The sequence below is a fragment of the Pediococcus ethanolidurans genome (genome assembly GCF_964062635.1).
In the GTDB taxonomy this organism is placed as follows: Bacteria; Bacillota; Bacilli; order Lactobacillales; family Lactobacillaceae; genus Pediococcus; species Pediococcus ethanolidurans.
Genome location: NZ_OZ061250.1, coordinates 666,676 through 680,703 on the forward strand (window position 1 = coordinate 666,676; position 14,028 = coordinate 680,703).

At 37.2% G+C, this 14,028-nt stretch carries 15 protein-coding genes; 10 read left to right on the forward strand and 5 right to left on the reverse strand.

Annotated elements, in window-relative coordinates; translation table 11 throughout:
* The first annotated feature begins 173 nt into the window (after positions 1-173).
* Positions 174-1,376: a sensor histidine kinase gene (locus AB3219_RS03320; protein WP_367369295.1), complete on the forward strand. Its 1,203-nt coding sequence runs from the start codon at positions 174-176 to the stop codon at positions 1,374-1,376.
* Positions 1,373-1,993 carry a response regulator transcription factor gene (locus AB3219_RS03325; protein WP_216753925.1) on the forward strand — a complete coding sequence of 207 codons (621 nt, stop codon included), beginning with the start codon at positions 1,373-1,375 and terminating at the stop codon, positions 1,991-1,993. The genes AB3219_RS03320 and AB3219_RS03325 overlap by 4 nt, the downstream gene beginning before the upstream one ends.
* A gap of 188 nt (positions 1,994-2,181) precedes the next feature.
* Here the strand turns inward: AB3219_RS03325 and AB3219_RS03330 are convergent, their stop codons facing one another.
* Positions 2,182-2,832 carry an HAD family hydrolase gene (locus AB3219_RS03330; protein ID WP_367369296.1) on the reverse strand — a complete coding sequence of 217 codons (651 nt, stop codon included), beginning with the start codon at positions 2,830-2,832 and terminating at the stop codon, positions 2,182-2,184.
* 731 nt (positions 2,833-3,563) lie between these two features.
* Here AB3219_RS03330 and AB3219_RS03335 point away from each other — a divergent pair.
* From AB3219_RS03335 to AB3219_RS03360, 6 genes are all read left to right on the forward strand, one after another.
* Positions 3,564-4,289 carry an ABC transporter ATP-binding protein gene (locus AB3219_RS03335; RefSeq protein WP_216753923.1) on the forward strand — a complete coding sequence of 242 codons (726 nt, stop codon included), beginning with the start codon at positions 3,564-3,566 and terminating at the stop codon, positions 4,287-4,289.
* Positions 4,286-5,470 (forward strand): ABC transporter permease, encoded by a 1,185-nt coding sequence (locus tag AB3219_RS03340; protein WP_263749611.1) that lies wholly within the window; start codon positions 4,286-4,288, stop codon positions 5,468-5,470. Before AB3219_RS03335 ends, AB3219_RS03340 begins: the two co-directional genes overlap by 4 nt.
* Positions 5,471-5,521: 51 nt before the next feature.
* Entirely contained in the window at positions 5,522-6,160 is a 639-nt protein-coding gene (locus AB3219_RS03345) for a TetR/AcrR family transcriptional regulator (RefSeq protein ID WP_216753921.1), read from the forward strand.
* A gap of 165 nt (positions 6,161-6,325) precedes the next feature.
* The gene (locus tag AB3219_RS03350) at positions 6,326-6,775 is read left to right on the forward strand and encodes a MarR family winged helix-turn-helix transcriptional regulator (RefSeq protein ID WP_263794723.1); all 450 of its coding nucleotides are present in this window, start codon (positions 6,326-6,328) and stop codon (positions 6,773-6,775) included.
* Positions 6,762-7,244: a GNAT family N-acetyltransferase gene (locus AB3219_RS03355; protein WP_263794725.1), complete on the forward strand. Its 483-nt coding sequence runs from the start codon at positions 6,762-6,764 to the stop codon at positions 7,242-7,244. The genes AB3219_RS03350 and AB3219_RS03355 overlap by 14 nt, the downstream gene beginning before the upstream one ends.
* A gap of 7 nt (positions 7,245-7,251) precedes the next feature.
* Positions 7,252-7,794, forward strand: coding sequence for an isochorismatase family cysteine hydrolase (locus AB3219_RS03360; RefSeq protein ID WP_216753998.1), 543 nt, complete (start codon positions 7,252-7,254; stop codon positions 7,792-7,794).
* Positions 7,795-7,872: 78 nt separating this feature from the next.
* Here AB3219_RS03360 and AB3219_RS03365 read toward each other — a convergent pair whose 3' ends face one another.
* From AB3219_RS03365 to AB3219_RS03375, 3 genes are all read right to left on the reverse strand, one after another.
* On the reverse strand, positions 7,873-9,153 hold the full coding sequence (locus AB3219_RS03365; RefSeq protein ID WP_263794727.1) for an MFS transporter: 1,281 nt from the start codon (positions 9,151-9,153) through the stop codon (positions 7,873-7,875).
* A gap of 64 nt (positions 9,154-9,217) precedes the next feature.
* Positions 9,218-9,955 (reverse strand): LiaF transmembrane domain-containing protein, encoded by a 738-nt coding sequence (locus tag AB3219_RS03370; RefSeq protein WP_216754000.1) that lies wholly within the window; start codon positions 9,953-9,955, stop codon positions 9,218-9,220.
* A gap of 5 nt (positions 9,956-9,960) precedes the next feature.
* Positions 9,961-10,407: a LytTR family DNA-binding domain-containing protein gene (locus tag AB3219_RS03375; protein ID WP_216754001.1), complete on the reverse strand. Its 447-nt coding sequence runs from the start codon at positions 10,405-10,407 to the stop codon at positions 9,961-9,963.
* Between the two features lie 211 nt (positions 10,408-10,618).
* On the opposite strand from AB3219_RS03375, the gene lepB reads away from it, so the two are divergent.
* Positions 10,619-11,224 carry a signal peptidase I gene (lepB, locus tag AB3219_RS03380; RefSeq protein ID WP_263749613.1) on the forward strand — a complete coding sequence of 202 codons (606 nt, stop codon included), beginning with the start codon at positions 10,619-10,621 and terminating at the stop codon, positions 11,222-11,224.
* A gap of 587 nt (positions 11,225-11,811) precedes the next feature.
* Positions 11,812-13,221, forward strand: a complete 1,410-nt coding sequence (locus AB3219_RS03385; protein ID WP_263749680.1) for an MFS transporter — start codon at positions 11,812-11,814, stop codon at positions 13,219-13,221.
* A 25-nt stretch (positions 13,222-13,246) separates the two neighbouring features.
* Here the strand turns inward: AB3219_RS03385 and AB3219_RS03390 are convergent, their stop codons facing one another.
* Positions 13,247-14,002 carry an SGNH/GDSL hydrolase family protein gene (locus AB3219_RS03390; RefSeq protein ID WP_216754004.1) on the reverse strand — a complete coding sequence of 252 codons (756 nt, stop codon included), beginning with the start codon at positions 14,000-14,002 and terminating at the stop codon, positions 13,247-13,249.
* Between the last annotated feature and the right edge of the window lie 26 nt (positions 14,003-14,028).

Consider the following 14,028-nt stretch of genomic DNA (forward strand, 5'->3'; position numbering starts at 1 on the left):
TAAATGAGTTAAATTAGCACCGGGGGTGTAAACCTCTGGTGTTTTTATGAATGTTGAGGCATGATAACTAAGATGTGTTATTTGTGAATAAATCTATTTTTGTTATGCGATTAAAAATGAACCTAAATTGAATTGTTACATTTAAAAATGGCTTGAATAGGAAGGAATAGTGTTTGGAAAAAGAAATTCGAATGCAGATGCGCAATCGTTTCTTTCAACGCGGTCGATGGACAAGCTTAGCGATGTTAACTTTGGTATATTTGTTTTCGCTAACAGCCAGTTATACGCAGAAAGATAAAATGGCATTTTATGCTGGTTTTTTAATGTTTGTTCATTTATTAATTATCATGACTGCAAAGTGGATAATTAAATTTGGTGAATATTATGCACTCCTTGCTATTCAAGCGGCTGTATCGATTGGAATGGCAATTATTATGGGTAGTGAAATTGGTTCATTTGCTTTTTTGGTGGGAACACTTGGTATTTTAGTGATTGAAAATATCTCACTAGCATCTACACGCCCTCGCCATTTAATTTCTTGGTTGTTGTGGGTTTATGCCGGTGGTGTGCTAATAGCTGGTTTATTGACTAATTCCTTAATTAATTGTTTTTACTTGTTAGAAGCAATTATGGCAACTAGTTTTCTGGCCTATTATTACTACAACCCAATTTATGAAAATGGCTATCAATCCATCCAGTTGCAACAATTAAATGATGAGTTAAATGATGCTTACCAAAAAGTTGAACAGTTGACTGTGGTTGAGGAGCGGCAAAAAATGGCGCGTGATCTGCATGATACGTTGACGCAGGATCTTGTTGGAATTGGTATGGAACTTTCGGTAATTGAAGCTTACGGAAAGAATGGTGACTATAATAAGGCAAAGGCACAGTTACAACATACCAAAAAACTAACTACGAGTGCTATTTCTGAATCACGGGATATCATTGAGGATTATCGGAATGTAACGCCCGCTGATGCTGCGGTTAGTTTACGATTACGGGTATTAGAACGGGTGGAGTTACTGCACGTGAAATACGGATTGAAAACAACTGTCGAAATAGATGACGATGTTATGTTGGCTGGTGAGTTACTTGTCGATGTGACACGAATGGTCAATGAGGCCTTAATGAATGTGATTAAACATGCTAACATTTTGGAGGCGCAGGTTGGTGCGATTGTTAAGGGAAATCGCTTGATAATTAATGTTGAAAATAATGGTGATCCGTTCCCCGAGAATACCCATCACCAAGGCCATTTTGGACTACTTGGCATGCGTGAACGTGCTCAAAGTCATGGTGGTGATATTCGCATTATGAGTCTGCCGAATGAGGGCACAGTTGTTCAAATTGAAGTAGAAATGGGGCAAAAAAAGTGAGTACTGTAATGATTGTTGATGATCATCCAATTGTTCGTGACGGCCTTGAAATGATGATGAAGTTAACGAGTGATTTGACGGTAGTTGCTACTGCCACAGATGGTGTTGATGCCAAAGCTAAACTGGCCGCGTTATCACAATTACCAGATGTTATTTTGGTGGATCTACAGATGCCAAATATGAATGGTCGTGATTTTATTAAAGGTCTAGCGCAAAAGACCAAGATTGTTGTTCTCTCGACAGAAATTAATGCTGAGATGGTGATGCATATGGCAGACTATGGCATTCATGGCTACTTGTTAAAAGAAGAAGAACCAGATAAGATCGTAAATGAAGTGACTAAAGTAATTGCTGATGATCACTATGTAGCGATTAGCAATGCCGTGACGGCCAAGATGGTCCAATGGAATCAACAGGACCACATTTCTCATCTAACGGAGCGCCAAATTTTGTTGCTGAAGCAGGTTGCCGCTGGGTTAACTAACAAAGAAATTGCAGCGCAACTGTTCGTAACGGATAGAACAATTAAATTATATTTAACTGAGATTTATGAGACACTTAACGTCAGCAATCGTGCTCAGGCGATTGCAGTAGCTGCTAAACGTGGGTATATCTAGAATATGAGAATTATTTAAAATTGAATTGAATATAAAAAATGGGAAATAAGGTATTGGGATTTCGAGCATAACTAAGCCAGAAATCTACCTTATTTCCCATTTTTTTGATATGGAACCTGCAAATAGAAAAACCTGAGATTGAGGAAAATACGTTTTCTACTCACTTTTTTTAGTTCAATAATGTTCAGTTAAATTAGATTTAATACTTCATCAAGTTTTTTCACAGTATGAGTTGGTTTCACACCACCAAATGGTTTTTCATTTGCTCGATTTACCCAGATACTTGGCCAGCCCATTTGCTTAGCTGCAACGATATCGGAGCTAAATCCTTGAGCAATGTGGATATGATTCTCTGCAGTAAAGTTATACTTTTTTTGAACGTACTGGAAGAATTGAAGATCAGGCTTGTACGCATGAGTTGTCTCGGCAATAATAATATCTTCAAACGGATTTTCGAGTGCTGCCACATTGGCAGTAATGATTGGCCAAGATGAATTTGACATGGCAATTAAGTGATTGCCACGTTTGATTAGTTTATTTAAAGTTGAAACAACTTCTGGAAATGGTTTTAAGTCCCGAATTGCCTGTAGAACTTCAACATAATGTTCTTCGAATTTGTGTGCCAAATCAAAATGCTTATCCATTTCGGTTAAAGTTTGGCGAACTAAACGATCATAGTCCAAGTAGGGCACCATATGATCACGATCATCTAAATAAGTAATAAACCACTTACGAGCAGTTTGTCCATCCACACCAAGTCCATCCGCAATTTCTGCTATCTTACTGTAAAGCCCTTCTTCATTAAGCAAAGTACCGTAACAATCAAACGTTAAATACATGTTGACATCCCCCATTTTCTTAATTTACTAAAGGTTGAAAGTATCAAAATCACTTCAATAACTTTCAACAGCACTGATATAATAACTTTTATATCGATATATTGATTACAAAGATTAGACTTAGTCTGGAAGCAAATGGGCTCAGTAGTGTCGTTTATCTTAGCGGTCTTCGCTTAGATAAAGGCCGAGCTTGGAGACGTGGTTTGCGGCTCCAAGTCGTGCCCACTACTACGTGTAGAGGAATGATTTTCGTTCCGAAAATCTTAATACTCCGTACGATGTCGATTCTTGTGGCCAAAACCGCCGCAAGAACTCGCACTACGTTCCAGCCCAGATTTGCTGGAAGACGACATTTTAATCTAATTTTGTTACCAAGACCGTTTTTGTAGTTTCAACCCTTAGTAATTTAGCAAACACTGTCATAAATAAACTAGTTTTGCCAATTAATTGAATTACATTTCATATCTAATTATATTCGGTTCTAAGCTAACTTGATATAATTTTTCAAAAAAATTAGAAAAAACAGAATTTCGGTGAGTAGCTGAACACTCTTTTAAAAATAGATGAATTCATTTAATACGTGATATTAATGCCAAGGATTGCTAGTAGATGAATTAGGACAAATTTTTAAGCTTTGTGTTGACTTTTAAGTTAGTGCGAAGTACACTAACAAACGTTAGGTGAGTAATCAATCACTTACATATATTGCGATTTTTACTGGAGGAATTAAAATGACAGATTCAATTATTTCTTTGACCCATCTTGTTAAGAAATTTGGTAAACAAACTGTTTTACAAGATGTCAATCTGGATCTTATGCCAGGTGAGATAGTTGGTTTAATTGGACCATCCGGTGCAGGCAAATCAACAGTAATTAAAACAGCCTTGGGGATGGAGGTTGCTGATGGCGGCTCAGCTACCGTTTTTAAGCAAACAATGCCCAATCGACAGTTATTGTCACGAATTGGCTATATGGCGCAAACGGATGCTTTGTATGAAGCTCTATCTGGGCGAGAAAACTTACAGTTTTTTGGCAAAATGAAGGGTATTAATAAAAAAAATATAAGTACAGAAATTAAACATGCAGCCGCGGTTGTTGATTTAACCGAAGATCTTAGCAAACGAGTTTCCGGATATTCTGGTGGAATGATGCGCCGTTTATCACTAGCAATTGCGCTTCTTGGAGAACCGGAACTTCTAATTTTAGATGAACCCACTGTTGGAATTGATCCAGCACTGCGTCGACAAATTTGGAAAGAACTGGGCAGTATTCGTGATGAAGGACGCAGCATTTTGATTACGACGCATGTGATGGATGAAGCGGAACTGACAGACCGCGTAGCTTTATTACTGGGTGGACGCGTGATGGCCTTTGATACGCCTCAAAATTTGAAGAAACAATATGAAGTACCAACGATTGAAGACGTCTTTTTGAAAGCAGAGGGGGTTGAATCATGAGAATTCTAGCAATTGCAAATCGTGTCATTAAGGAGTTAATTCGTGATAAACGAACTTTAGCTCTGATGTTTGTGGCACCAATCATTATTATTTTGTTACTTAGTGTGTTATTTTCTGCTAATTCAACAACCAATGTAAAAATCGGTACTGTTGCCGTTTCAAAAACGATTCGTTCTAACTTGGATAATACAAAACATGTTGCCGTCAAAATCTATGACAGTAAAAAACAAGCTAAAAAAGCCTTAAAAGATGAAAAAATTGATTCCATTATTCAAAAAAAGAGTAGTGGGTATAGTATCACTTATGCAAACACAGACTCTACGAAAACAACTGCCGTAAAAATGGCGTTTAAGAATGCCGTTACTGAGGATACCATGACGACGATGAAAAATCAGATGGGTACGATGAAAACGCAGTTACAGACGACGGCCAGTGCGTTAACCAAGGTAGAACAATTATTGCCTGCAAAGACTAGAGCCAAGTTAGCCAGTCAGGCATCGACACCCAAGACGACTACTAAAGTAACTAAGGTTGCTAAAACTAAAGTAACCAATCATTATGTTTATGGCGATTCAAGCACCGGATTTTTTGATAAGATTTTGCCGATTTTAATGGGCTTCTTCGTTTTCTTCTTTGTCTTTCTAATTTCTGGAATGGCCTTACTTAAAGAACGAACTAGTGGTACGCTGGATCGTTTGTTAGCAACACCGGTTAAGCGATCAGAAATTGTTTTTGGCTATATGATTAGTTATGGTATTTTAGCTATTGTGCAAACAATCGTTATTGTCATGGCAACTATTTGGCTACTAGGGATCGATATTGTTGGTAATGTCTTTAATTTAGTAATAATTAACTTAATTTTAGCGCTGGTTGCTTTGGCATTCGGAATTTTAGTATCTACGTTTGCCAGATCAGAGTTTCAAATGATACAGTTTATTCCGCTTATTGTGATTCCCCAAGTCTTTTTCTCAGGTATTATCCCATTAGATTCTATGGCAGACAGGGTTAAAGATATTTCTTATATAATTCCGATTAAGTATTCGGGGGATGCCTCCACAGCAATTATGATGCATGGGGCGCACTTGTCTACACTAGGATTGGATATTGGTGTTTTAGGCGGTATTTTGATTGTACTAACTTTCTTGAACATTGTTGGTCTGAAACGGTATCGAAAAGTTTAACAGTTGGCTTTGACCAAGAGGGAAATAATCTTAATGAAAGAGGAGCTATTTATGAGTGCAAATGTGTTTACTAATTATAAACAGTGGCTTAATGATCAGACAATGCCAAAGGGCCGTCGAGCAGTGATTTTATCCAGCTTGGATCTGTTTTCTCGTCAGGGCTACGATGGGACGTCTACGGCACAGATTGCCCAACATGCCGATGTGAGTCAGGCAACAATTTTTAAGTATTTTAAAACCAAACAGGATTTATTAATGGAAATTATTAAGCCAATGATTAATAATCTGGCACCGGTTTTTCGGGACGATTTTTTTTCGAAATTAAATGAACATAATGGTTTGCAGGAAATTGTTCATTTTGTTGTTTTTGATCGCTACAAATTTCTAAAGGAAAATGCTGCCGCGTTTCAAATTCTGTTATCCGAAATAATGACCAATGAAACAGTTCGCGCGATGTTCTTTGATTTAGTTAGACAATCGCAATCGGTTATTTTTAATAGTGCATTAAATAAAATGGTGGAAGACAAATTGGTTCGACCTGGATTGACGTTGGTTGATTTAGCGAGAACAATTATTGGCCAATTAATTACCTATTTTCTTCAACGCAATTTTATAACAGCTATTCCAACTGATGAAACTGCCGATTTAAAAAGGATTGAAGACTTGATTATTCATGCGGTTCGTCCATAACCTAGTGAGATCAAAAGTTAAGAATGAAAGTTTCCTTATTGTGAAATTTTCATTCTTTTTTGTTTGCAATTTAATGGTTGATAAAAGCAACAGTTGAAAAAGTCAACTTTACGAACTACAATATTTTTATTCTAAAAATTAAGCCTCAAAAAGGAGTCGGTAAGCATGCAACTGTTAAAGAGTATTGAAACAATTCGTAATTTTAATCGTTATTATGCAAATAAATTTAATACATTTGATCGTGAATTGTACGTGGGTGAATATTCATTGAATGAAGCCCGTGTTATTGCTGAAATTCAAGCTCAAGGAGAAACAACAGCCTCTAAAATTCAAAGGGTGTTAGGATTTGATAAAGGGCAGTTAAGTAAAATAATCACTAAATTAGAAGGACAGAAATTGTTAACACGGGGGCTTGATTCTACTGATCGTCGCCACTATCAAATCAAGTTAACCCAAAAAGGAATTGCGGCATTTACAGAATTAACAAAGTTATCACGTGATTATTTAACTTCGCAGTTATCAAGTTATTCTGCTAGTCAACTTCAACTTATTAGTACAGATATGCATGAAATTCAAAACATTTTAGAAAAAAAAACAACAGGTGAAAATACGTAAAGGAACGTTAGCAGATATTGGCTGTATTGCGGATCTGCATAGTCGAATTTATCAACAAGAAATTCCGTATAATGCGATCTTTCATCAGTATGTGTTCAAAGCATTGACAGAGTATGTTCAGAATCTAACTCAGGGAATCACTTGGATTGCGGAAGTAAATGGTCGACAAGTGGGGACCATTTCACTGATTAAAGCCGAAAAAATGCAATATCAAGTACGTTGGTTTGCAGTTGACTCACGATATCAAGGACTTGGCATTGGGAAAAAGCTTGTTCAAAGCTTAATGGATTATGCTCAAACCAAAAAAATAAAAGAGATGTATTTGTGGACGGTTGACGAACTAGTTGCAGCTCGTCATTTATATGGACAACAAGGATTTGAACTGGTTGAATCTGTTAAAAATAATCAATGGTGTGATCGTGATATTAACGAAGAAAAATGGACCTGGCAGGCTAAAGAGAGAGGTTAGATGACTAGTGAATGATGAAAAAATGACAAGAACAGCTTTAGTGGTCATTGATCTACAGACCGGTTCAAGATTTTTAGCACGGCATATTTTTAAAAAACTGACGTCAGATCAATTTAAGCAAATGTTGTTGAATAATCGAAAATTAGTGACTCAGTTTTCAGCGCAAAAATTACCGATCATTATTGTTACGCTGCATCCTAAGTTATTGCCAAAAATACTTGATAATCGCTTTACCCAACCACTAGTGACAGCTGATTTGGCATATCAATTGCAAAAGCCAGGGCCCAGTGCCTTTAAGCACACTGAACTATCAACGTATTTACAACAACAAAATATTAAACAGCTACTGGTCACAGGTTTCACAACAGATAATGGTGTTAAAAAAACAGTACAAGATGCCGAAAAATTAGGATTTATGCCAACAGTTGTAACGGATGCTACGATCGCTCGAAATTCCGAAAAGCAACAGGAAATGTTGAAAGAGTTTAAACACACATGCTCAACGGCGGAAGTCCTTAAAACATTTGAAAATGGACAGAAACGGTCGTAACAGTTGGGTTTGTTTTAACTTCTGATCTATAACAAAGCCTCGAGATTGAATAATATCAGTCTTGAGGCTTTTCGTTTATTAATGAATCGGATTCACGATATCTTCAGGAGTATCTAATAGTTTTTGCATGTGAATAACTGTAATGGTTGCAGTGGTAAACAGCAGTAACAAAAGACCTGTAATGGCAAAGATAGGGAGTGCTGTTACATGATCGAAAAGAAATCCAAAAACGATTGTTCCAACTGGCATTAATAGCATGCTAATGGTGCCTTCTAGTGAGAAAATGCGTCCTTGCATCTTCTGCGGAATTAATTGCTGCATAAAGGTATTCATGGGTGTATTAATAAAAACTAAGGTTACACCGTTTAAAATATTTAACCCAATAAAGTAAACGGTATTTAAAAGTGATGTTAAACCTAAAATTTCGGGAATGCCGGCTAGTATTAGAATTCCTGACAGAACAGCAAGGCTAATATAAGATATGGTTACCGGATGGTGTTTTAACTTCAGAAAACTAAGGATAATACCACCTGCAAACATCCCAACTGCAAGTGCGGAATCGGTCACGCCGTACTGGGTATTTGATAACTTCAACGTTGTGACTAATAAGTAAGGCTGCCCAACATTCAACGCAGAAAAGAAGAAGTTGATTGCTGCCGCGGAAACAAGCAGAATCGTCATTAAACGTTGGCTACGTAAGTAATGAAGCCCTGTTCGAAAATTTTGCCAGACTGTTTCATTTGAATTCTCGGTCTCAACAGGCGAGCTTTTAGATTCTACAACTGTTGAAAAATGAAGCAAAGTAATGGTAAATAGGGCGATTAATTCAAAACCAATTTCAATAAAGGCAAAAATATCAATTGAAACAAGTGTGTAAACGAAAGCGCCAACGATAGGAGCCAGAAATGAGGCTAGTGAAGAAATTGACTGGTTGAGTGAGTTGACCTTCTGTAATTCATTAGTATCAAACAATTGTATAATGCTGGCAGTCAATGTGGTGCTCAAAAAATTATCAGTAATCTGCAGAATGATGATTAGCACAATGAGTTCGGGGTAGTACTGTGTGGGCCATAACCTGAAGGAGAATCCAAATAAAAGCAATCCCAAACTAGTCGTAATTTGAGCGGCAATCATCACACGACGATGATTAAAGTTATCGACAATGAAGCCGACAAACGGTGTTAAAATTAATGAAACAATGGGACCGGTAATCAAAGAAACACCCATCCCCAATGCGGATCCTGTCCGATGAAGAATATATAAACCAATGGCAAATGATAGCATGCCACTACCGAAGTTTCCTGTAAACTTGATAATTAGAAGTTTGATGGTTTGTGCTGATAAGTTTAGTTTATTCATGATAATACCCCCACGCTGAAGTAGAATTGTACTTCAGTTAACAGCTGAAAAATGTAGTTGTGCGTTAAACATAGTGAACAGTAATGTCTCCCATTTTGAAATCACCGATAATAGATACTAGTGGGCCATCTTTAGTGGGCTTCAAGCCGGTTTCGGTCGTTTCTACCATAAAAGAATCGAGCTGAACTTGTAAATTCCATGCTTTTGGAACATAGAGATCAATGTCACCCATGCTACCGTTCAGTTCAATGTTTGCGCGATCGTTAGTAATAATGGCTTGATCAAAATAAACCTTTGCGTCTCCCATTGTGACGTTGATGATAGCGTGCTGAAAATTAGTAGATTGTACATAACGGATGGTGCTTCCCATGCGAACATTGACGTTAACATAGGATTCATAATCAGTGGTTGTACTTTGAGAAAAATGTTGACCATCATGTCCCGTTTCATTTATAAAAACATGTTGATGGCGGTGGAATTTTCTTTTAAAGGGATGGACGACAAGCGATAGACCAATGCTTAATAAAAGTGCAGCACCAAGAATAGTCCATGGAACTAAGTTTGTAATACCCAGTGGTTTTGCATAGAGCATGCTAATAAAAGCAAGACTGAAAATGGTTCCGGTAATACTAAAATAGACAATACTTTTAATCGTAGCTGCGGCAAGAATTAGGGTGAAAATCACAGTCCACATATTGGCTTGATAAGAAAACCAACCCATCTTGCTGGCGATGAGAATTGCTGCGCAAGCTAGAAAAAATAGCCCCCAGAACCAGTGACCCCATTTTGTTCTTTCGTTCATAATAGTTACCTCATTTCATTTAATCGTTCTTGAAGTTGTTTGTAATAACGGCGTGATGCGTATATTTGTTTATGTGAGTTTCGAAAAGATATAAGACAATTTGAAATTGACTTGGTCAGCGCATTAACCTGATATAAATTGACAAGTGCTGACTTTGATACTTGTAAAAAGGAACCTGGCAGGCTGTCTGCTAATTCATAAAGATGATTTTTACTAATGTATATGTCATCTTTGGTATGTACTTGTAATCGGCGGTCGGCGGTTTCAATGAAAAGAATGTTGTCTAGCTTTAAAAAATATTCGGTTGCACCCTGATAGCAGGTAAGGGTGTCAGAGTGAGAACTGTTTTCTAATAGTTTTTTAATGTGTTCAACATTTGGATCATGATTAGAAGCCTTTATGATAACTTCTGGTTCTTGTAGGGTGTTATCAATTTCTAATCTAACTTTCATTTCCGTCATCTCCTTTGTTTGGCTTTGATATTATTAGACTCCTTTTAAGCGTGAAAAGAAATACTTTTTGTATAAGTGGTGAAAAACTGTGCGTAACCGGTTAAGAGTTTTGAAATAAAATAGTTTTTCAGTACAAAGAACTAGTAGCGTAAGTTCTACAGAATGATTTGCGATACAATGAGTTTATGAGAAATTAGTGGGGGAGTATTTTATGAAAACAATTAAGAGCATTTTAAGTTGGGTAATTCCAGTTGTAATTGGATTGGCAATTGCTTTTCTGGTAAGAAGTTACTTATTTCAAGTTGTGCGTGTAGATGGGTCATCAATGACACCTAACCTCACTAATAATGAGCGTGTTCTTGCGTTCAGACAAGAAAGAATCAAGCATCTAAGTGTGATTGTGTTTGATGCACATGGTGAGGATCCTAGAGTGACTACTAAGATGTATTATGTTAAACGAGTGATTGGTATGCCAGGCGATAAGGTTTCCTATAGGGATGGCAATTTGTATGTAAATGGAAAACTGGTTCCACAACGCTTTATCAGTAACTATGAGCGGACGGTTGGAACGGCTCGTGGAGCAAAAGCGATGCGGTGGAATTTAGCATCAGTTGCTAAAACGCGAGGATGGGGCGACAAACCGAAGACTGTTCCTGCGGGAGAGTATTTTGTTTTGGGTGATCATCGTTATGTCTCCAATGACAGTCGTTACTGGGGGTTTGTTAAGAAGGATAAAGTTATGGGTGTTGTAAAAGTTCCGTTTTGGGGCAGCACAAGTGCTAAGGAAAATGTAAATAAACGAACGGCAGACTACTAATTAAAGGTTGAAACTACAAAAACACATCTCGTTAACTGATATAAAAGCGTTCATGATAACAAAATTAGATTAAACTGCCGTCTTCCAGCAAATTTGGGCTGGAACGTAGTGCAAGTTCTTGCGGCGGTCTTGGCCACAAGAATCGACATCGTACGAAGTATCAAACATTCTTAGTCCGGAGGTAATTGGTCTCAGGGGTGAAATTATTCTTAGTAATTTATTACTTAGAATAAGGCCGAGTTTGAAGACAAGTGTACTTCTTGGCTTCAAATCGTGCCCACCCTGTTCCAGACCAGGTGAGCCGCAGGCCGGCAGTTAGACTATTTTTGAAGATTGAGTCGTTTAACAGCGGTTATTGAAGTGATTTTGATACTTTCAATCTTTAGTTACTAAGATTAAATTGGTAAACAAAGGCCGAATCAACGAAGATATTCGTTAGTTCTGCTTTTTTATATGGCTTTGAATTTTAATTTATCTTAGAAATTTAAAAAATTACCGCTAAAACGTTTCCACAGTTGGAATAGTGTTTTGCGGTTATTTTAAGTGGTAAACTATTGCTAGTTTATAAGGATACAGGTGAATAGATGATGAAACAAAACTCACAGTGGACCTTACTTTTAGCCACTTCAATGGTGTCGTTTATGTCGACAATCGATGCCAGCATTGTTAATATTGCAGTTCCTAAGCTTTCACATGATCTCCGTGTACCAATGAACGAAGCTGAGTGGGTGGTTTCGGTTTACTTGGTGCTTATTTGTGTCCTCTTAATATTTTTTGGTAAATTATCCGATCAAATTGGAAGAATCAAGATTTTTAAAATTGGAACGTTAATCTTTGTGGCGGGATCATTAGGCTGTGGATTAAGTACAACGTTGCCGCTAATGTTAGCTGCACGAATTGTTCAAGCAGTAGGCGCATCTATGACAATGGCCACTAATTTTGGCATTATTACTCAGATTTTTCCCCGAAGTCGTCATGGTGTGGCGCTAGGAGTTAATAGTTCATTTGTTCAAGTTGGTAATATTATGGGACCAGGATTAGGTGGTTTAATTCTAGCCGTTCTTTCTTGGCACTTTATTTTCTTCATTAACGTACCAATTGGGCTAATTGCGTTTGCATTTGGTTACAAGATTTTTCCAAAAGAATTACCTACACATCAAAAAGTTCAAATCGATTTTATTGGTTATTTGGTGTATGCATTGGCAGTTGTAAGTTTCTTTGTGGCTATTTACTGGGGTCAGGAGATTGGCTTTGTTAAGCCTGAAATTATACTCTTGTTTTTATCGACAGCTATTTTAATTGCAATGTTTATTTTTCGCGAGAACCATACGCAAAATCCACTTTTAAATTTACATATTTTTAAAAATGCGGGATTTTCAATTGGGATTATTTCTGCAATGCTGGTCTACGCAGTTGGTTATTTTAACAACATGATTATGCCTTATTATTTGCAGGAAACACTTCAATATTCATCAGCTATTGCGGGTTTAATTTTAATGTCTATTCCGTTACTGAATATTTTCTCAGCTCCAATTGGCGGCATGATTGGAGATCGCATTGGTGCTGAAAAAATTTCCCTAATTGCACTGGTTATCTTTTTAATTCCGGAATTAATTTTTATGTTTATCACCCCTAGTTGGGGAATAATTTGGTTAATTGCTGGTCTTATGTTATTTGGTTTGGCAAACGGAACGTTTCAGAATAATCCGATGATCATGGGAAATGCGGGTAAGCAATTTCAAGGAATTGCCGGATCAATTGCGGCGCTGGCTCGAAATTTAGGGATGGCTACTGGGCTTTCCCTTTCAACTTCGTTACTTTATCTAGGCATTAGTCAAAAGGCAGGACAACACATTACAACCTATCCTAATCACAACCCAGCGTGGTTTATATCTGGAATGCATTTTAGCTATTGGTTTGCTTTAGGAATGATTGTGGTGGCACTTGTTTTGTTAATTGGTTTGGTTCGGCATCAAAAAAGACTGTCACAAGATTAGCTTTGATGACAGTCTGTATTTCAGGTTAGTTATTAGCCAGTATTTTAGTTAAGTGAGCTTCAAAAAGCGGCGTCCAAACTTGTTTGTAACCCATTTGAGTGGGATGCGCATCATCCATCATAAGGTATGGGTTAGATTTATTTAAATGATGTAAGGTTGGATTGGCCCAGAGATCCAGAATGGAAAACTGCCATTTCTTCTGTAATTGATACAACTTTTTAATTAGTTGTTCGTAATCTGTATCTGGTTTTCGAACACAAGTGTAAAAAACAACTGGGCAATCAAAATGGGCTTGCACATAGGACAAAGTATCTTCAATGGCGCCAATGGTGGTTTGACGATCAAAATCGTTCTTTTGTGATGACGGTGTGATGTGACCTAATGCTTTATGGGCACGTTCATCATTGGTTGATAATTGACAAACGAAAAGATCATAGTGTCTTTTTACATTAAAGTCTGTTCGAAGACGACTTGAATAAGTTTTGGGTTCTAAACCAGCTAAAGTGGTGCCACTAATTGCTGATTTGGTGGGAATAATACCATCTTTTGTTTGCAAATACTCAACAAAAGATTTACCTTTTGCTGCAGCACCATACGTGATGGAAGAACCTAAAAAAGCGATTCGTTTACCATATAATAATGAGCTGGGATTTAACGTTTCAGTTGCTGGTTGATAAGCTGGTAAATTACCAAGAACAAAGGCTTTAACAGGTCGAGGAATTTTATGGATACCAATGGCACCAATTGCTAACATACCAGTTTTTAATAAGAATTTTTTCATCTAAATCACCTCGCGATTATTGTAGC